Raw genomic sequence first — 19,051 nt, forward strand, 5'->3', positions numbered from 1 at the left:
TTTGAGAAAGGTGGCAGATTTGTGAGCAATACAGACGTCCTGTGACCAGGCGGGCCGTCATTAGAGAGAATCAGGGTTATGTTGCAGTTTATCCTCAAACGGTTGGGTCTGGTGATCCCAACGTTTATCGGTATCACCCTCCTGACGTTTGCCTTCGTGCATATGATCCCCGGCGACCCGGTGATGATTATGGCGGGCGAACGTGGTATTTCCCCTGAGCGTCACGCCCAGCTGCTGGCTGAACTCGGCCTTGATAAGCCGATGTGGCAACAGTATCTCCACTACATCTGGGGCGTGCTGCACGGTGACTTAGGGATTTCATTAAAGAGCCGCCTCCCGGTGTGGGACGAGTTCGTGCCGCGTTTCAAAGCGACGCTGGAACTCGGTATCTGCGCCATGATTTTTGCCGTCGCGGTGGGTATCCCGGTAGGCGTGCTGGCGGCAGTTAAACGCGGTTCTATCTTCGACCACACGGCGGTGGGCCTGGCATTGACCGGCTATTCCATGCCGATTTTCTGGTGGGGCATGATGCTGATTATGCTGGTGTCGGTACAGTGGAACCTGACGCCGGTATCCGGTCGCGTGAGTGATATGGTGTTCCTTGATGACACGAATCCACTGACCGGTTTCATGCTGATTGATACCGCCATCTGGGGCGAAGAAGGCAACTTTATTGATGCGCTGGCGCATATGATTCTGCCTGCGATGGTGCTCGGCACTATCCCGCTGGCGGTGATCGTGCGTATGACCCGTTCGTCGATGCTGGAAGTGCTGGGCGAGGACTACATCCGTACCGCGCGCGCCAAAGGTCTGACCCGTATGCGCGTTATCGTGGTTCACGCACTGCGCAACGCGATGCTGCCGGTGGTCACCGTTATCGGCCTACAGGTCGGTACGCTGCTGGCGGGGGCGATTTTGACGGAAACCATCTTCTCCTGGCCGGGCCTGGGACGTTGGTTAATCGATGCTCTGCAACGCCGTGACTATCCGGTGGTTCAGGGTGGGGTGTTGCTGGTGGCGACGATGATTATCCTCGTCAACCTGCTCGTTGACCTGCTGTACGGCGTGGTTAACCCGCGCATCCGTCATAAGAAGTAAGGGGCCGTCATGACACAAGTTACTGAAAACAAAACGGTGTCCGCACCGGTGCCGATGACCCCTTTCCAGGAATTCTGGCACTACTTTAAATGCAATAAAGGGGCGGTTGTTGGCCTGGTGTATGTGGTCATCGTGCTGTTTATTGCCATCTTTGCTAACTGGATTGCGCCCTATAACCCGGCGGAACAGTTCCGCGATACGTTGCTGGCTCCCCCTGCATGGCAGGATGGTGGCTCATGGGCGCATCTGTTTGGGACCGATGACGTGGGGCGTGATGTACTGTCGCGTCTGATGTACGGTGCGCGCCTCTCGCTGCTGGTGGGCTGCCTGGTGGTTGTCCTCTCGCTCATTATGGGTGTTGTGCTGGGGCTGGTCGCCGGCTACTTCGGTGGTTTGATTGATAACATCATCATGCGCGTCGTCGATATTATGCTGGCATTGCCAAGCCTGCTGTTGGCGTTGGTGCTGGTGGCGGTATTTGGCCCATCAATAGGTAATGCTGCGTTGGCGCTGACGTTCGTGGCGCTGCCGCACTACGTCCGTTTAACCCGTGCAGCCGTCCTGGTGGAAGTGAATCGCGATTACGTCACCGCTTCCCGCGTGGCGGGGGCCGGCGCTATGCGCCAGATGTTCGTCAATATTCTCCCGAACTGCCTTGCTCCGCTGATTGTTCAGGCATCGCTCGGCTTCTCTAACGCCATTCTCGATATGGCTGCTCTTGGCTTCCTGGGCATGGGTGCGCAGCCGCCAACACCGGAGTGGGGCACGATGCTCGCTGACGTGTTGCAGTTCGCACAAAGTGCCTGGTGGGTTGTGACCTTCCCAGGATTAGCAATCCTGTTGACGGTGCTGGCATTTAACCTGATGGGTGACGGTCTTCGTGATGCGCTCGATCCCAAACTGAAGCAGTAAGAGGTTCGAGATGGCGTTATTAAATGTAGATAAATTATCGGTGCACTTCGGCGACGAAGGCACACCGTTTAAAGCCGTAGACCGCGTAAGCTACAGTGTGGAACAGGGCGAAGTGGTCGGTATCGTAGGTGAGTCTGGCTCGGGTAAATCGGTCAGCTCACTGGCGATTATGGGGTTGATTGACTATCCCGGCCGCGTCATGGCTGAAAGCCTTGCTTTCAACGGTCAGGATCTGAAGCGTATTTCCGAGAAAGAACGTCGTAACCTGGTGGGAGCCGAAGTGGCAATGATCTTCCAGGATCCGATGACCAGCCTCAACCCTTGCTACACCGTCGGTTTCCAGATAATGGAAGCGATTAAGGTACACCAGGGCGGCAACAAGAAAACGCGACGCCAGCGGGCCATTGACCTGTTAAACCAGGTGGGTATTCCCGACCCGGCTTCGCGTCTGGATGTTTATCCGCACCAGCTTTCCGGTGGGATGAGCCAGCGCGTGATGATCGCCATGGCGATTGCTTGTCGTCCGAAGCTGCTAATTGCCGATGAACCGACTACCGCGCTGGACGTGACGATTCAGGCGCAGATCATCGAGCTGCTGCTTGAACTGCAGCAAAAAGAGAACATGGCGCTGATTCTGATCACCCACGATCTGGCGCTGGTGGCTGAAGCGGCGCACAAAATTATCGTGATGTACGCCGGTCAAGTGGTGGAGACAGGCGCGGCAACGGAAATCTTCCGCGCCCCGCGTCATCCGTACACCCAAGCGTTACTGCGCGCGTTGCCGGAGTTTGCTCAGGATAAAGCACGTCTGGCTTCGTTGCCGGGCGTGGTTCCGGGTAAGTACGATCGCCCGGAAGGTTGCCTGCTCAATCCGCGCTGCCCGTATGCGACGGATGAATGCCGCAGCGTTGAACCCGAGCTGAAGCTGCTTGCCAGCGGTCGTCAGTCGAAATGCCACTACCCACTCGATGATGCCGGGAGGCCCACACTATGAGTACGCACGAGGCCACCTCGCAGCCGCTGCTGCAGGCGATTGATCTGAAAAAACACTACCCGGTGAAGAAGGGGATGTTCGCCCCGGAACGCCTGGTAAAAGCACTGGATGGCGTATCGTTTACCCTCGAGCGTGGCAAAACGCTGGCGGTAGTTGGTGAGTCAGGCTGTGGGAAATCCACTCTTGGCCGCTTGTTGACGATGATTGAAATTCCGACCGGTGGAGAACTTTATTATCAAGGGCAGGATCTGCTTAAGCACGACCCACATGCGCAGAAATTGCGTCGGCAGAAAATCCAGATTGTGTTCCAGAATCCGTATGGTTCGCTGAACCCGCGTAAGAAAGTGGGGCAGATTCTGGAGGAGCCGTTACAGATAAACACCACGCTTAGCAAAGAGCAGCGCCGTGAAAAAGCGCTGGCAATGATGGCGAAAGTGGGTCTGAAAACCGAGCATTACGACCGTTATCCGCATATGTTCTCCGGCGGCCAGCGTCAGCGTATCGCCATTGCTCGTGGTCTGATGCTTGACCCGGACGTGGTGATTGCCGATGAACCGGTTTCCGCGCTCGACGTTTCCGTACGCGCGCAGGTGCTGAACCTGATGATGGATCTTCAGCAAGATCTGGGGCTGTCATATGTCTTTATCTCACATGACCTGTCAGTCGTTGAGCACATTGCTGATGAAGTGATGGTGATGTACCTCGGCCGTTGCGTGGAAAAAGGGACGAAAGACCAGATCTTTAATAATCCGCAGCATCCGTATACCCAAGCGCTGCTCTCGGCTACACCTCGTCTGAATCCGGACGAACGCCGTGAACGTATTAAGCTGACAGGTGAGCTGCCAAGCCCACTTAACCCGCCGCCGGGCTGTGCGTTTAACGCTCGCTGCCGCCGTCGTTTCGGGCCGTGTACCCAGTTGCAGCCGCAGTTGAAAGACTATGGCGGTCAGTTGGTCGCGTGTTTTGCAGTCGATCAAGACGAAAATCCAGAAAAGCCAATGTAGTCTGGGCGAGGCGTTTACGCCGACCCCGGGGATGGACTGGTGCATTCCCGGCGGCGCTTCGCTTGACCGGGCTACTTGTAAAGCCGCAGGGGTAAAACCCTGCGGCTTTTTTGTGTTCGGGCTGAAATCTGAAAAATAGGCAGGGGCAGGTACGTTGGGGCGTGATTGCAGTAGTATCGTCGGCAAGCCGGGGTTTCCCGGTGAGGCGCAATGTTGCGGGGGCTTGATCCCCGGCGGCATCGGTTGCTGGAAAGAGAAAACCCCCGCACGTTGTTTGGTATAAACCGGCAACATAACGGGGGCCATTCACTTGCCTCAACAACAAGAGAATAGCCGCGAACAGTTGCCATTGCAACGCAGGCGGTTATATGACGCTCAACGAGGCGTTAGTCCTTGCCGTGGTGACATCCATTGTCGGCCCAATTGTGGTCGCGCTGGTTCGTCATTTCTTCAAGTTCTAACCTGAATGGGCGTGATGGCCGCCGCAGTGGCAGCATGCGCCCGAAGCAGGTCGCAGGGGTAAAACCCTGCGGCCTTTTTTGTTTTTAATGCGCTCATAACGAACCTTCCAGCATCACTGGAGCAGCCACGTCGGGCTGAATTCTGAAAAATGGGCTGGGCAAGGTACGTTGGGACGTGATTGCAGTAGTATCGTCGGCAAGCCGGGATTTCCCGGTGAGGCGCAATGTTGCGGGGGCTTGATCCCCGGCGGCATCGGTTGCTGGAAAGAGAAAAACCCCCGCACGTTGTTTGGTATAAACCGGCAACATAACGGGGGCCATTCGCTTGCTCGACAACAAGAGAATAGCCGCGAACAGTTGCCATTGCAACGCAGGCGGTTATATGACGCTCAACGAGGCGTTAGTCCTTGCTGTTGTGACATCCATTGTCGGCCCAATTGTGGTCGCGCTGGTTCGTCATTTCTTCAAGTTCTAACCTGAATGGGCGTGATGGCCGCCGCAGTGGCAGCATGCGCCCGAACCGGGCCGCAGGGGTAAGATCCTGCGGCCTTTTTCGCGGTTATTGTGGGTACGGGACCCAGGTTCCACCGTTGAGTCGAACGTAAGGTTTGCCCTGATACTCCATCACGACCGTGTTTGAGTTTTCGGAGACGCTCGCGGCCTGCGGCAGATTACCGGTGAAGGCTGACCAGTTCACGGTATCTTCGGTAAAGATTTTGCCATCCACCGCGCGCGCGACCAGTTCGGAAATCGCCAGATAGCTGCTCGGTTGATTGATATCAACCGCCGCACCCTGGTGCGGTGCTTTCATGCCAAAGAATTTAACGGCGGCCGGGACGTGGGTAATTGATGGACTTGGGATATCACGCAAGCCAGAGACCTGCATTTTATCGCCCGCCAGCGCCGCGCCATGTTCCGGCACCACGATAACCATCACCTTGCGCCCTGACTTCTGCAACTCATCAAAGAAAGCATCTAACTCATCAAACAGCTTCTGCGCACGGGCTTTGTAGTCCGCGGTCTTGCTTTGCCCTTGATTGTGGTTGCCATCATGTAGTGGCAAAATATTGTAGAAGGTGGCTGAACGGTCACCGACGGGTTTCTCCGGTGAGTTAAGCCAGCGGTTGAGGGTGGCTAAATCGTCATACACTGGGGAACCATCAAAGGCGAGCAGGTTTACCGGGAGTTTGCTTTGATCCATCAGCGGGCTTTGCATACCGCCATAATTACGCACCTCTTTGAGGAAATCACCGAATACGCCGTTGTGGCCAAGCATCAGGTGCTGCGTAAAGCCGAGTTTCGACAAGTTATCAAACAGATAGCATTGATTTCCCGCGGGCTGATAAAGGTCCGTGTGCGACGACTGACCGCAGCTGGCCCGCAGTAAACGAATGGCCGCCGGGCCGCTGTATGAGGTTGCGGAGTTGAAGTTGCTAAAGCGGATATCAAAATGTGACCACAAAGGATGCTGTAACAGACCCGCAGCTTCAACGTCTGAGGTGGCCAGTGAGCAGATATTGATGACCAGCAAGTCAAACGGTTGGGCATCGGCCGGTAGCGCTGTCGGGAACGTGGTTACACGTTTACTTTCTGATGCGTAGAAACTGCTTAACCAGGCATTCAGATTATCTGAGGTTGGCGCGGCGGTTTGTGCAGGAATATCGCTGTTTGTTGCAGCGCTGCCTGCTGAAGCAGCGGGCGCTGCTGTATTCGCCGTGGTGGTATCGGCTTTCTGTGCGGTAGGCCACAGGGTAAAGGATGGGCCGACAAGCGCGCTCAGGTTAATCCATACCATGGCAATAACCACAAAAACGGTCATGCGGATCCACTGATTTAAAAACAGCCACGCGACGACCAGCACGAAGAAGACACCCACCATCTGCCAGTTAATAAAGCGCGTTACCAGGTCCCAGATGTAGTCGGCGCTGAATCCGGCAATCTGTGAACCCTGGCTCATGATGCTCTCGGGGCCAGGGAGCCAGGTATCGTGCCAGAGCAATGCAAACCCTAACGGGATGGCTATCCAATGACGCCAGCGGTGCAGGCGACTATTGGGTAACGGCAGCAATAAGAACGCCATAAAGACCAGGTTCAGCATGGGATGGAAGTTCAGATATCCAGCCCACAGTAGCGCGAATTTCACCAGGAAATAGAGATTCCAACCCGACAATCCCCGCCAGTAGTGCCAGAGCGGGGAAGGTTGAGCGGCGGCGTTTTGCGTCGATTTAGTCATTTTTTGATTTTGCCCTGACGGCCAGATCCCGGCGCAGAACGCCTACTGGTTTAACATAACGGGGTTTAAGAAACATCAAGCGAAACGCGTTCTCAATACGTCGTTGATGATGGCGCGCCAGATAGCCCAGCGGGAAGAAGATCAGCGCGCAAAGCACGACCAGTTGGATAATATCGCTTATCGACATCATGACGGCGTTCCTTCGTTATCCGTGGACAGGCGATGAGGTTCCGGATAGCGGCGCCATCCCTTACCCTCGTAGGTCGCGTTGATAACATTCGTGGGTTTCGGCGCGATCTCTAATGGTTTTGTCCAGTTCTCCGGCTTCACGTCACGCATAATCAGCAGTTCCGCGGCAATCTGTTTATCTTCAAACCAAATCATGCGGTTAGAGAAAATATCGCCGGTCGGCAGTGGAAAAATATGATTGAGCGCGGTGTCGAGATCGTTCACCCGGCAGAAGGGGAGGAATAGCACCAGGCGGCGATCGGCAATGCTGACGATGTCGCCGATTCGGTGCGGGCGACATAACGTGAGTGCCTGTTCAACCCGCAGTCCGGGGGCTGGGCGCAGTGCGACCATAACGCCTTTGCTGTCCGCAGGTAATAGCGTGTTATTGATGACCTTCTGTACTGCTTCGCAAAAGACATCCCACTTCTGATAGCCCTTGAGCTTCAGCGGTTCGGTATTGGCGAGCAGCGTGGAGAGATCTTCCGGCACATGGCGGGTGAATTGTTGTGTCTGAACGCTTTCAATCAACGTCAGGCTGCGTGATAGCGGGGCGTTAGCGGATATCACCACGTTGGCACCACAGCTTAGCAGCAATCGCTCATCGGTAGCGCGTAGGCTAGCGATGGTTTCACGAACGATAATTTTTAGTGCGCTGCCGCGTTGGCGACGTAAAGTATGGGTAAACCTTGCAAGCTGTTCTATCTGGCTATTTTGACTAAGCGAGAATATGACCGTGGCAGCCTGAGCGGTACGTGCGGCATTAAAAACTGCATCGTTCGAATCGAATAAGCTTCAGTGCTCAGAAAGTGCCGGAGCACCTTCAAGAATAGCGATATTACTCAGCACTTCTTTTTCATCGCTGCGTGGCTGGACGTTAGCAATTTCGTCTTGAGATAATTGCCAGCCGTTATCATTGTGCGTAATTAAAAGTTGCTGACGTGCGCTGACGCCTTTTTCATTGGCCCAGTAAGATATATCCAGCAGTTGACTATCACCCTGGTAACGTAAACTGGCGAGGCCAGAAAGTGAGCGATATGCACCTAACAATAGTGAGGTTTGTGCATCGGCATTGTTACCTGGGCTTAAGACTAAAAGAGTGCAATGGTAGTATTTCGCCCATTTCTGCGATTTTTTTACCCAGTCGAGAAGCTTGTCAGTAGGGATATTTTTCCAGGCGTTATGAGAGCACACGAGGATAATAAAATAATTGTTTGGTTCAAGCGTGCAAAGTAAATCGCGGCGCATGAAGTATAGACTATCCGGGCTATCCTGCATGGCAAAAAGCGAAATACTCCTGGGACCCGAGTTACCCTTTAATTTTATAAGGTTGTTGGGATTCTCGCCCATGCTGACTACGGCTACTTTCGCCCCCTCCGCCTGCGCGGAAAGCGTCTGATTGAGCAGACTAATAGCATCTTCCTGGCGGTCTGTATTCATCCACCACACGCCACCTGTGGGCATATGGCTGACTTCATCCCACAATGACTCAATACCAATAGAAAATATGGGGTTCATCGTGTCCCTCTTATCGACGATAATCCTGCATCTAAGTTTACTAGTGTAAACGTTAGAATAAACCTAATATTGAAATTAAATAGCATCAGATTTAGCATGTATACTCTTAATAAATCGACTGGTTGTCAGGTCAAAAGAGCATTAATTCCGCCTGGCTTTTGCATAACTATGTTGTCGAAATGCGTAAATGCAAATGCGGATATCCTCAATCTGAAGTATGACGAGTATAAACGAAATTCATGAGAAATTTGTCTTTCGATTGATGTGGTGCATCAGCATTTGATTTCGAGGAAGTAAACAATGTCAGATAATGAACCTGTGAAATCAGTTGATTCGCAACTTGGTTACACCTTCCAGAATGATTTTCTCGCGCTAAGTCGGGCTTTTTCTCTACCCAATATAGATTACACTGATATTTCCCAGCGTGAAAAATTAGCTGCCGCCTTTAAGCGTTGGCCGCTGCTGGCAGAGTTTGCAGAACAAAAAGCCGAACAAAAATAAGGAAGCCATAATGGCTATTTTGGGATTACAGGGCCTGCGAGGTGGAGTCGGTACAACCTCCATCACGGCGGCATTAGCGTGGTCTTTGCAACTGCTCGGAGAGTCAGTCGTTGTTATCGATGCTTGCCCGGATAACATGCTGCGGCTGACGTTTAACGACGAGATTGGTCGTGACGGCGGCTGGGCGCGTGCGCTGCTGGAGGGTAAAGACTGGCGTGATGCGGGTTTACGTTACACCTCGCATATTGATGTTCTCCCTTTTGGTCAGTTGCAGGCGGGTGAGCTGCAAAATATCAGCACCCGTGGCGACACGCTGGCGGCCATTGCCACCATTGCTAAAGATCTGGAACAACAGGGGAAATACCAGTGGATCCTGATTGACCTGCCGCACGGTTTTTATCCCTGGACTCCTTCTCTTGTTGAAGCCTGTCACTTTACCCTGACGATAATCAAACCTGACGCGAATTGCCATATTCGCCTGCATCAGCAGCCGCTGCCTACCGATACCCACCTTTTACTCAACGGCCTGCGCATGAGTAGCCCGTTACAAGAAGATCTCTACCAGGTGTGGTTGCAAACCCAGCGCCGACTGTTGCCGGTGGTCATCCACCGTGATGAAGCGATGGCTGAAAGCCTGGCGAGCAAGCAGCCGCTTGGCGAATATCGCCATGACTCACTGGCAGCGGAAGAGATGATTACGCTCGCTAACTGGTGTCTTATGCACTATGCCGGACATCATGCGGCGGAGCGCGAAGCATGATTCGCCTTGGTCGTTTGATCTTCGCCCCGCCGGTTTATGCGCGTATGCACGCGCGCTACGTGGATTATCGTCGCAACGGTTCATCCTGGCTTGCAGCAACGCTGACTTGCCTGTGGGTCGGGCTGGCATGGATGTTTTTGCCGCTGGAGAACGCGCGCTGGCAGGCGTTGCAGACGCGGCAGGATGCGCTCTTTCCGCACATTAATTTCTCACGCCCGCGTCCGCTCGATCCGCTGCGTTATGCATTACAGGCCATTTGGCTTATCGCCACTAAACCACCGGAAAGCCGTAAACCTCTGCAATGGCGACCGTTAGTAGGGATTGAGTGGCTGCGCAACCGCTACATCGCTTGGGCGGAAGAACTGCCGACGCGCATGAATGCGCAAACCGGCCATCTGGATAATAAGAAAGAGCTGGCACACCTTAATCCGAAACTGCGTCGAGTCATTCTCGGCGTGGTCGTCGCCCTGTCGCTGCTTCTGGCGCTGGTGTGTATCACGCAGCCGTTTAACCCGATTTCGCAGTTTGTCTTCCTGATGCTGCTGTGGGGAGTTGCGCTGCTGGTGCGGCGTATCCCTGGGCGCTTCTCCGCGCTGATGCTTATTGTTCTGTCGCTGACCGTGTCCTGTCGTTACATCTGGTGGCGCTACACCTCAACGCTGAACTGGAACGACCCGGTGAGCCTGGTCTGTGGTCTGGTGTTGCTGTTTGCTGAAACCTACGCCTGGATTGTGCTGGTGCTGGGCTACTTCCAGGTGGCCTGGCCGCTGAATCGCCAGCCGGTACCGCTGCCGAAGGATATGGATAGCTGGCCGACCGTGGATATTTTTGTCCCGACCTACAACGAAGATCTCAACGTGGTTAAAAATACCGTGTACGCCTCGTTGGGTATCGACTGGCCGAAAGATAAAGTCGTTGTCTGGATCCTCGATGACGGGGGCCGTGAAGAATTTCGCCAGTTTGCCAAAGATGTTGGCGTCGAATATATCGCCCGAACGACGCATGAACACGCGAAAGCCGGGAACATCAACAACGCGCTTAAATACGCGAAAGGGGAGTTCGTGTCGATTTTCGACTGCGACCACGTCCCGACGCGCTCGTTCCTGCAAATGACCATGGGCTGGTTCCTCAAAGATAAGAAGCTGGCGATGATGCAGACGCCGCACCACTTCTTCTCGCCAGATCCGTTTGAACGTAACCTGGGACGTTTTCGTAAAACGCCTAACGAAGGCACGTTGTTCTACGGGCTGGTACAGGACGGTAACGACATGTGGGATGCCACCTTCTTCTGTGGTTCCTGTGCGGTTATTCGCCGCGAACCGCTGGACAGAATTGGCGGTATTGCCGTTGAAACCGTGACCGAGGATGCGCATACCTCGCTGCGTTTGCACCGTCTGGGTTACACCTCCGCCTATATGCGTCTGCCGCAGGCGGCGGGGCTGGCGACAGAAAGCCTGTCTGCGCATATCGGCCAACGTATTCGCTGGGCGCGAGGCATGGTGCAGATATTCCGCCTGGATAACCCGCTATTTGGCAAAGGCCTAAAAATGCCGCAGCGGCTGTGCTACCTCAACGCCATGTTCCACTTTTTATCTGGCATCCCGCGGCTCATCTTCCTGACCGCGCCGCTGGCTTTCCTGCTCTTGCACGCCTATATCATCTACGCCCCGGCGCTGATGATTGCGCTTTTTGTGTTCCCACACATGATTCATGCCAGCCTGACTAACTCAAAAATTCAGGGTAAATACCGCCACTCCTTCTGGAGTGAAATCTATGAAACGGTGCTGGCCTGGTACATTGCGCCGCCGACGATGGTGGCGCTGTTCGCTCCGCATAAAGGTAAGTTCAACGTCACCGCCAAGGGCGGACTGGTAAAAGAAGAGTACGTCGACTGGGTGATCTCCCGGCCGTATATCTACCTGGTGCTGTTGAACCTGTTGGGCGTGGCGTTTGGGATCTGGCGTTATATGTACGGGCCAGAGGATGAAATCCTCACCGTGTGGGTGAGCCTGCTGTGGGTGTTCTATAACCTGATTATTCTCGGCGGCGCGGTAGCAGTATCGGTCGAAAGTAAACAGGTGCGTCGCTCGCACCGCGTTGAAATCAAGATGCCGGGGGGCAATTTCACGCGAGGACGGCCATCTCTTCTCCTGTACGGTACACGACTTCTCCGATGGCGGCGTGGGGATCCGAATTAACGGTGATGCCCAGGTGCTGGAGGAGCAGAAGGTTAATCTCCTGCTCAAACGCGGCCAGCAAGAGTATGTCTTCCCCACTCAGGTGGTGCGTGTGCTGGGCAATGAAGTCGGCCTTAAGTTACTGCCGATGACCACCCGCCAGCATATCGACTTTGTGCAGTGTACATTTGCGCGCGCGGATACATGGGCGCTCTGGCAAGACAGCTTCCCGGAAGATAAACCGCTGGAAAGCTTGATGGATATCCTGAAGCTGGGGTTCCGTGGTTACCGTCACCTGGCCGAATTTGCGCCGCCGGTGGCAAAAGAAATTTTCCGGTCACTCACCTCGCTTGTGGCGTGGGTGGCCTCGTTCGTCCCGCGTCGTCCGGAACGCGGCGTGATAATCGAGCGTCCGCTATCGGCTATGGCTCAACAATAATGATGATGATGCGATGAAAAGAAACCTTTCCTGGATTTGTGCAGTGGCGGTGGGTGTAGGCAGTTTGTTGCCACTCACGACGTATTCTGAACCGACGACCGAACTGTCCGTTGCGCCAACGGAGGCGGCGACCCCAGCGGTGGCCGCTGCACCCGTAGTGGTGGAAGATTCGCCAGGCCGTGATGTGAAGCTCACATTTGCTCAGATTGCGCCACCGCCGGGCAGCATGGTGCTGCGTGGCTCGAACCCGAACGGGAGCATTGAGTTTGGTATGCGCAGCGATGAAGTGGTATCGAAGGCGCTGCTGAACCTGACGTATACGCCATCGCCATCATTACTGCCGGTGACTTCACAGCTGAAGGTCTATCTTAACGATGAACTGATGGGCGTTCTGCCGGTGACCAAAGAGCAGCTTGGTCAGAAGGTGACGGCTCAGGTTGCCGTCGACCCGTTATATATCACCGACTTTAACCGCGTGCGTCTTGAGTTTATTGGCCATTACCGTGATGTTTGTGAAAACCCGGCCAACAACACCGTGTGGCTCGATGTCGCCCGTAACAGCACGCTGGATTTAACCTATCAGTCCCTGAAAGTGCGTAACGATCTCTCGCATTTCCCGGTGCCGTTCTTTGATTCTCGCGATAACCGTCCTCTGAATCTGCCAATGGTCTTTGCCAGCTCGCCGAGCCTGCAAAAACAGCAGGCGGCGGGGATTATTGCCTCATGGTTTGGGGCAAAAGCGGGCTGGCGCGGCCAGACATTCCCGGTGCTCTACAATTCACTGCCTGACCGTAATGCTATCGTCTTTGCCACCAACGATAATCGCCCGGACTTCCTGCGCGATCATCCGCCGGTGAAAGCACCAACGGTCGAAATGATTGATCACCCGACCAACCCGTATATGAAACTGCTGGTGGTCTTTGGTCGTGATGATAAAGATCTGCTGCAAGCGGCACAGGGCATCTCAGCGGGCAATATCCTGTTCCGTGGCGATAGCGTTACGGTAAACGAAGTGACGCCGTTGCTGGCTCGCGCTCCTTACGATGCACCAAATTGGGTACGTACTGACCGTCCAGTGACCTTTGGTGAGCTGAAGACCTACGAGCAGCAGCTACAGTCGACCGGGCTTGAGCCTGCGTCTATCAACCTATCGCTGAATCTGCCACCCGATCTCTACTTGATGCGCAGTACCGGCATTGATATGGATCTGAAATACCGTTACACCATGCCGCCGGTGAAAGACAGTTCGCGGATGGACATCAGTCTGAACAACCAGTTTCTGCAATCCTTCAGCCTCAACAGTACGCAGGACGTCAATAAATTGATGCTGCGCCTGCCGATTCTGCAAGGGCTGCTGGACGGTAAAAACGATGTCAGTATCCCGGCGCTGCGCTTGGGCGCAATGAACCAACTGCGCTTTGACTTCCAGTATACGAACCCGATGCCTGGCGGCACGGTGGATAACTGCGTTACCTTCCAGCCGGTACAGAACCACGTAGTGATTGGCGATGACTCGACTATCGATTTCTCCCATTATTACCACTTCTTGCCGATGCCGGATCTGCGCACCTTTGCCAACGCGGGCTTCCCGTTTACTCGCATGGCTGACCTTTCCGACACGGTCATCGTCATGCCAAAAACACCGTCCGAAGCACAGGTCAGTACATTGCTCAACGCGGTTGGCGTGATTGGCGGCCAGACCGGTTTGGCGGGCGCGAAAATGACCATCGTCGATGAGGGTGGCCAAATCCAGGATAAAGACGCCGACCTGCTGCTGATTGGCTCTATTCCGCAGAAACTCAAAGATGACAAGCATATCGACTTGCTGGTCGATGCCACCCAGAGCTGGGTGAAAACGCCGCTGCGTCACAACGATCTGCCGAGCATCTATCTGGATACGGACGATCGCCAGGCCAGCGTACAAACCGGGATCACCTCTTCCGGCCCGATGGCGGCTGTCGTGGGCTTTGAGTCGCCGTATCACAAACAGCGTAGCGTCGTGGCCCTGTTGGCCGATAGCGCCACCGGTTATAACCTACTGAACAATGCGCTAAATGACAGCGGTAAACGCGCGGCGATGTTTGGTTCCGTATCGGTCATTCGTGAATCGGGCGTAAGCAGCCTGCGCGTGGGCGATATTTACTACGTCGGTCACTTGCCGTGGTTTGAACGCGTATGGTTTGCGCTCTCAAATCACCCTGTCCTGTTAGCTATCTTTGCGGCGATAAGTATCGTGCTGCTGGCGTGGGTACTGTGGCGTCTGCTGCGTATCATCAGCCGTCGTCGCCTGGATCCGGAAGACGAGTAAGCCTTGATGAAAATGCTACGCTGGATTGTCGTGTTATGCGCCCTGGGCGGCCAGGTTCAGGCTGCCTGTCAGTGGCCTGCCTGGGAGCAGTTTAAGCAGGAATATGTCAGTGCTGAAGGGCGCGTTATCGACCCCAGCGATCCGCGAAAAATTACCACCTCAGAGGGGCAAAGCTACGCACTGTTCTTTGCCCTGGCGGCAAACGATCGACAGGCGTTCGCTTCGCTGTTGAACTGGACGCAGAATAATCTCGCCGCAGGCTCCCTGGGCGAGAATCTTCCGGCCTGGCTGTGGGGTAAAAAGAGCGAAACGGAATGGACGGTGCTGGATAGCAACTCTGCGTCTGACTCCGATGTCTGGATCGCCTGGTCGTTGCTTGAGGCCGGCAGATTGTGGAAAAACGACGATTACAGCGCCACTGGCAAAGCGTTGCTGGCGAAAATTGTTGAGGATGAAGTCGTCAAGGTGCCGGGCTTAGGCTTAATGCTGCTGCCCGGCCGCGTTGGTTTTGCCGAAGCGACGCGCTGGCGTTTTAACCCGAGCTATTTACCGCCTCAGGTGGCGCAGTATTTCAGCCGCTTTGGCGCACCGTGGACCACGCTGCGTGACACGAACCTTAAGCTGCTGATGGAGACCGCACCGAAAGGCTTCTCCCCGGATTGGGTCAGCTACGATAAAACGCAGGGTTGGCAGCTAAAAGCCGCGGATGTTGTCGGCAGCTACGATGCCATTCGCGTCTATTTATGGGTGGGCATGATGCATGACGCTGACCCGCAAAAAGCGCGCCTGCTCAAACGTTTTAATGCCATGGCGGCGCAGACCGTCAAGCAGGGAGTGCCTCCTGAAAAAGTGGCAACAGCCACGGGGAAAGTGACCGGCGATGGCCCAGTGGGTTTCTCCGCCTCATTGCTACCATTCCTACAAAATCGTGACGCCCAGGCTGCTTTGCGCCAGCGCGTTGCCGACCATTTTCCCGGCGCGGATGCGTACTACAATTTTGTTCTGACTCTTTTTGGCCAGGGCTGGGATCAACACCGTTTTCGCTTCAGCGCCCGCGGCGAATTACTACCTGACTGGGGCCAGGAATGCGCAAGTTCACACTAAGTTTAATCACACTCTCTCTTGGCCTGACGTTAGTTCCGCCGGGCTATGCGGATACCTCGGCGGAAGAGCAACTGCTAAACCAGGTACGTCTTGGTGAAGCCAGTAAGCGCGAAGATTTGGTGCAGCAGTCGCTGTATCGACTGGAGCTCATTAACCCCAATAATCCTAAAGTGTTGGCGGCGCGTATGCGCTATTTGCTGCGTCAAGGCGACAGCGCAGGGGCGCAAAAACAGCTGGATAAACTGGCACAGGTGGCCCCGAACTCGGCGGAATTTAACGCGGCACGGATAGAAGTTGGGCTCAACAGTAGCGCAGGACGCCAGGCATTACAGGAAGCACGTTTGCAGGCTGCCACGGGACATGCCCAGGAGGCCCTGAGCGCGTACGAAAAAGCTTTTAACGGCCCGCCGCCGGACGGCGATTACGCCGTAGAGTACTGGACGACGGTGGCAAAAGTCGCCGGGCGTCGCGAAGAGGCGCTCACACATCTGCAAGCATTGAACCGCCAGGCACCGGGTAACACTGGCCTACAGATGACGTTAGCCAATATGCTGCTTGCCAGCAACCAGCGCGATGAAGCGTTTGCTGTACTTGAGCAGATGGCGAAATCATCGAGCGGACGTGGGCCGGCAAGCGATCTTTGGTTTAATGCCATAAAAGACAGTCCAGCCAGCCCTGCCAGCGTGCAGGCGTTGCAACGTTACCTGATGATTTTCAATACCGGCGAATCGGCCGATAGCGCCCGCGGGATGCTGGCGGAACAGCAAAAACAGATGGCCGATCCGGTATTGCGTGAGAAGGCTGAACAGCAGGTGAAAGCGGACGAAGCGCAAGCCAGCAAACCGCAGTCCTGGCAGCTTTATTGGCCGCTTATCCGCAAAGGTGATGCGGCGCTGAAAACCAACAATCTGGCGCAGGCACAGAGTGCTTATCAACAGGCGCGCCGGCTTGACGCCACGGATAGCTATGCGGTGCTTGGGCTGGGTGATGTGGCACTGGCCAGAAAAGATAGCGCGGGTGCTGAACGTTATTATCAGCAGGCGTTGCGTTTGGACAGAGGCAATAGCAGCGCGATACGCGGGCTGGCGAATATCTATCGGGCGCAATCGCCAGAGCGCGCCACGGCCTTTATCAACGGCCTCTCAGCCAGCCAGCGACGCAGTATTGATGATATCGAACGTAGCCTGACCAACGACCGGCTTTCACAACAGGCTGAAGCGTTTGAGAATCAAGCACGCTGGGCGCAGGCCGCTGAGTTGCAGCGTCGTCGGCTGGCGCTGTCACCGGATGATGTCTGGATAACCTATCGACTCTCGCGTGACCTGGTGAACGCCGGGCAGCGCGCCGAAGCCGATAACCTGATGCTCAATCTGGCGCGCAAAAAACCGACCGATGCTGAGCAGGTCTATGCCTATAGCCTGTACTTGTCTGGTAATGGGCAAGATCAAGCTGCGTTGACGCACCTGGCGGCGTTACCGGCGTCACAGTGGACGGATAATATTCGTGAACTGGATACGCGGTTACGCAGCGATCAGCTTATCGCCCAGGCCAACCGTCTGCGTGATGGGGGTCAGGAAGCACAAGCGATTGCGCTATTAAAACAGCAGCCTGAGTCTGCGCGCCTCCACGCGACGCTCGCCGACTGGGCGCAGCAGCGGGGCGATAACGCTACCGCGCTGGCGGAATACAATGCCGTGTTGGCAAACGATCCGCAGAATGAAGATGCACGCCTTGGGTTGGCTGAGGTGTATGCCGCAAGTGGTAACAGAATGGCGGCACGCCAGCAGCTGGCCGCCTTGCCTGCCGAAGGCGAGCGTTCGCTGGGAACCCAACGCCGTATTGCGCTGGTCAGCGCCCAATTGGGCGACACGGCTGCGGCGCAGAAAATGCTCACCGCCATGGTGCCACAGGCGAAATCTCAGCCGCCGTCAATGGACAGTGCGATGGTGCTGCGTGATGCGGCGCGTTATCAGGCGCTGGACGGCAATCCGCAACAGGCACTGGAAACCTACAAAGACGCGATGGTCGCTGCGGATATCACGCCAGTGCGACCGCAGGATAATGACAGCTTTACCCGTCTCACGCGTAATGACGCGAAAGATGACTGGCTTAAGCGCGGCGTGCGCAGCGATGCCGCCGATCTCTATCGCCAGCAGGATCTGAATGTCACGTTACAGCATGATTTCTGGGGTTCCAGCGGCACGGGCGGTTACTCCGATCTGAAAGCGCACACCACCATGTTCCAGGTGGATGCCCCGCTCTATGACGGGCGCATGTTCTTCCGCTCGGATCTGGTGAATATGGATGCCGGAACCTTCTCCAGTAAAAATAATGCGTATAAAGAACAGTGGGGGACGTGTGACCTCGCCACCTGTTACGGTTCGAAGAACCAAAGTGACAGTGGCGCAAGCGTCGCCATTGGCTGGAAAAATGACACCTGGGACGCGGATATCGGCACCACGCCAATGGGCTTCAAGGTGGTGGATGTCGTCGGTGGGCTGAGCTACAGCAACGATCTTGGGCCGGTGGGCTACACGCTGAACGCGCACCGTCGCCCAATTTCCAGTTCGCTGCTGGCGTTTGGTGGACAGAAAGATAACAGCAGTGGCCTGCATCCGGGCACCACCTGGGGTGGTGTTCGTGCTGACGGCGGCGTGGTTAGCATGAGTTATGACAAAGGTGAGGCCAACGGTATCTGGGCATCACTGGGCGGCGATCAGTTGACCGGCAAAAACGTGGCGGATAACTGGCGCGTGCGCTGGATGACCGGCTACTACTACAAAGTGGTCAACGAAAATAACCGCCGGGTCACGGTGGGGCTGAATAATATGATTTGGCACTACCAGAAAGACCTGAGTGGCTACACGCTGGGTCAGGGCGGTTACTATAGCCCTCAAGAGTACGTGTCCTTTGCAGTACCGGTAAACTGGCGTCAGCGGACGGAAAACTGGTCGTGGGAGCTGGGCGGTTCGGTGTCCTGGTCACACTCGCGAACTAAAACTGAGCCGCGCTATCCACTGTTGAACCTGATTCCTTCGCAGGGGCAAAGTGCCGCCAGTGAAGCGACGAACGGCGGTGGCAGTAGCCAGGGCTTTGGTTATACGGCGCGGGCGATTGTTGAGCGGCGGGTAACATCCAACTGGTTTATCGGCGCGGGTGTCGACATCCAGCAGGCTAAGGACTACACGCCAAGCCATGCGCTGCTCTACGTGCGCTACTCTGCCGCAGGCTGGCAGGGCGATCTCGATATGCCACCACAACCTCTGGTACCTTACGCCGACTGGTAGCTATATCAGCAATCATATAAGTGTTCG

At 55.3% G+C, this 19,051-nt stretch carries 11 protein-coding genes and 2 pseudogenes; 10 read left to right on the forward strand and 3 right to left on the reverse strand.

What is annotated here, in order from left to right:
- Window positions 1-78 precede the first annotated feature (78 nt).
- Genes dppB through dppF form a run of 4 tightly spaced genes read left to right on the forward strand, consistent with a single transcriptional unit; the run spans window position 79 to window position 4,008 of the window.
- On the forward strand, window positions 79-1,098 hold the full coding sequence (gene dppB / locus U0026_RS01005) for a dipeptide ABC transporter permease DppB (protein ID WP_062775747.1): 1,020 nt from the start codon (window positions 79-81) through the stop codon (window positions 1,096-1,098).
- Between the two features lie 9 nt (window positions 1,099-1,107).
- Window positions 1,108-2,010 (forward strand): dipeptide ABC transporter permease DppC, encoded by a 903-nt coding sequence (gene dppC, locus U0026_RS01010; protein ID WP_062775745.1) that lies wholly within the window; start codon window positions 1,108-1,110, stop codon window positions 2,008-2,010.
- A 10-nt stretch (window positions 2,011-2,020) separates the two neighbouring features.
- Window positions 2,021-3,004 carry a dipeptide ABC transporter ATP-binding protein gene (gene dppD / locus U0026_RS01015; RefSeq protein ID WP_062775744.1) on the forward strand — a complete coding sequence of 328 codons (984 nt, stop codon included), beginning with the start codon at window positions 2,021-2,023 and terminating at the stop codon, window positions 3,002-3,004.
- On the forward strand, window positions 3,001-4,008 hold the full coding sequence (gene dppF / locus U0026_RS01020) for a dipeptide ABC transporter ATP-binding subunit DppF (protein WP_062775743.1): 1,008 nt from the start codon (window positions 3,001-3,003) through the stop codon (window positions 4,006-4,008). The genes dppD and dppF overlap by 4 nt, the downstream gene beginning before the upstream one ends.
- 1,020 nt (window positions 4,009-5,028) lie before the next feature.
- On the opposite strand, the gene bcsG is transcribed toward dppF, so the two are convergent.
- From bcsG to bcsE, 3 genes and pseudogenes are all read right to left on the reverse strand, one after another.
- Window positions 5,029-6,702: a cellulose biosynthesis protein BcsG gene (gene bcsG / locus U0026_RS01025; RefSeq protein WP_062778780.1), complete on the reverse strand. Its 1,674-nt coding sequence runs from the start codon at window positions 6,700-6,702 to the stop codon at window positions 5,029-5,031.
- Window positions 6,695-6,892 carry a cellulose biosynthesis protein BcsF gene (gene bcsF, locus U0026_RS01030; protein ID WP_062778782.1) on the reverse strand — a complete coding sequence of 66 codons (198 nt, stop codon included), beginning with the start codon at window positions 6,890-6,892 and terminating at the stop codon, window positions 6,695-6,697. Before bcsF ends, bcsG begins: the two co-directional genes overlap by 8 nt.
- Window positions 6,889-8,448 (reverse strand): annotated as a pseudogene (gene bcsE, locus U0026_RS01035) (cellulose biosynthesis protein BcsE). Before bcsE ends, bcsF begins: the two are co-directional and overlap by 4 nt.
- A gap of 300 nt (window positions 8,449-8,748) precedes the next feature.
- Here bcsE and bcsR point away from each other — a divergent pair.
- From bcsR to bcsC, 6 genes and pseudogenes are all read left to right on the forward strand, one after another.
- Window positions 8,749-8,949 carry a cellulose biosynthesis protein BcsR gene (gene bcsR / locus U0026_RS01040; protein WP_062778784.1) on the forward strand — a complete coding sequence of 67 codons (201 nt, stop codon included), beginning with the start codon at window positions 8,749-8,751 and terminating at the stop codon, window positions 8,947-8,949.
- Between the two features lie 10 nt (window positions 8,950-8,959).
- Window positions 8,960-9,709, forward strand: coding sequence for a cellulose biosynthesis protein BcsQ (gene bcsQ, locus U0026_RS01045; RefSeq protein ID WP_062778785.1), 750 nt, complete (start codon window positions 8,960-8,962; stop codon window positions 9,707-9,709).
- A pseudogene (gene bcsA / locus U0026_RS01050) lies at window positions 9,706-12,325 on the forward strand (UDP-forming cellulose synthase catalytic subunit). Before bcsQ ends, bcsA begins: the two are co-directional and overlap by 4 nt.
- Before the next feature lie 13 nt (window positions 12,326-12,338).
- Entirely contained in the window at window positions 12,339-14,633 is a 2,295-nt protein-coding gene (gene bcsB / locus U0026_RS01055; RefSeq protein WP_062778787.1) for a cellulose biosynthesis cyclic di-GMP-binding regulatory protein BcsB, read from the forward strand.
- Window positions 14,634-14,639: 6 nt separating this feature from the next.
- Window positions 14,640-15,737, forward strand: coding sequence for a cellulose synthase complex periplasmic endoglucanase BcsZ (gene bcsZ / locus U0026_RS01060; protein WP_062778789.1), 1,098 nt, complete (start codon window positions 14,640-14,642; stop codon window positions 15,735-15,737).
- Window positions 15,719-19,024 (forward strand): cellulose synthase complex outer membrane protein BcsC, encoded by a 3,306-nt coding sequence (bcsC, locus tag U0026_RS01065; RefSeq protein ID WP_062778791.1) that lies wholly within the window; start codon window positions 15,719-15,721, stop codon window positions 19,022-19,024. The genes bcsZ and bcsC overlap by 19 nt, the downstream gene beginning before the upstream one ends.
- The last annotated feature ends 27 nt before the right edge of the window (window positions 19,025-19,051 follow it).

This window comes from Kluyvera intermedia (assembly GCF_034424175.1).
Lineage (GTDB): Bacteria > Pseudomonadota > Gammaproteobacteria > Enterobacterales > Enterobacteriaceae > Kluyvera > Kluyvera intermedia.

What these genes read in the sequence shown, in the direction of transcription:
- dppB (WP_062775747.1), top strand. Translation starts at nt 79, where the DNA reads ATGTTGCAGTTTATCCTCAAACGGTTGGGTCTGGTGATCCCAACGTTT.
- dppC (WP_062775745.1), top strand. Translation starts at nt 1,108, where the DNA reads ATGACACAAGTTACTGAAAACAAAACGGTGTCCGCACCGGTGCCGATG.
- dppD (WP_062775744.1), top strand. Translation starts at nt 2,021, where the DNA reads ATGGCGTTATTAAATGTAGATAAATTATCGGTGCACTTCGGCGACGAA.
- dppF (WP_062775743.1), top strand. Translation starts at nt 3,001, where the DNA reads ATGAGTACGCACGAGGCCACCTCGCAGCCGCTGCTGCAGGCGATTGAT.
- bcsG (WP_062778780.1), bottom strand. Translation starts at nt 6,702, where the DNA reads ATGACTAAATCGACGCAAAACGCCGCCGCTCAACCTTCCCCGCTCTGG.
- bcsF (WP_062778782.1), bottom strand. Translation starts at nt 6,892, where the DNA reads ATGATGTCGATAAGCGATATTATCCAACTGGTCGTGCTTTGCGCGCTG.
- bcsR (WP_062778784.1), top strand. Translation starts at nt 8,749, where the DNA reads ATGTCAGATAATGAACCTGTGAAATCAGTTGATTCGCAACTTGGTTAC.
- bcsQ (WP_062778785.1), top strand. Translation starts at nt 8,960, where the DNA reads ATGGCTATTTTGGGATTACAGGGCCTGCGAGGTGGAGTCGGTACAACC.
- bcsB (WP_062778787.1), top strand. Translation starts at nt 12,339, where the DNA reads ATGAAAAGAAACCTTTCCTGGATTTGTGCAGTGGCGGTGGGTGTAGGC.
- bcsZ (WP_062778789.1), top strand. Translation starts at nt 14,640, where the DNA reads ATGAAAATGCTACGCTGGATTGTCGTGTTATGCGCCCTGGGCGGCCAG.
- bcsC (WP_062778791.1), top strand. Translation starts at nt 15,719, where the DNA reads ATGCGCAAGTTCACACTAAGTTTAATCACACTCTCTCTTGGCCTGACG.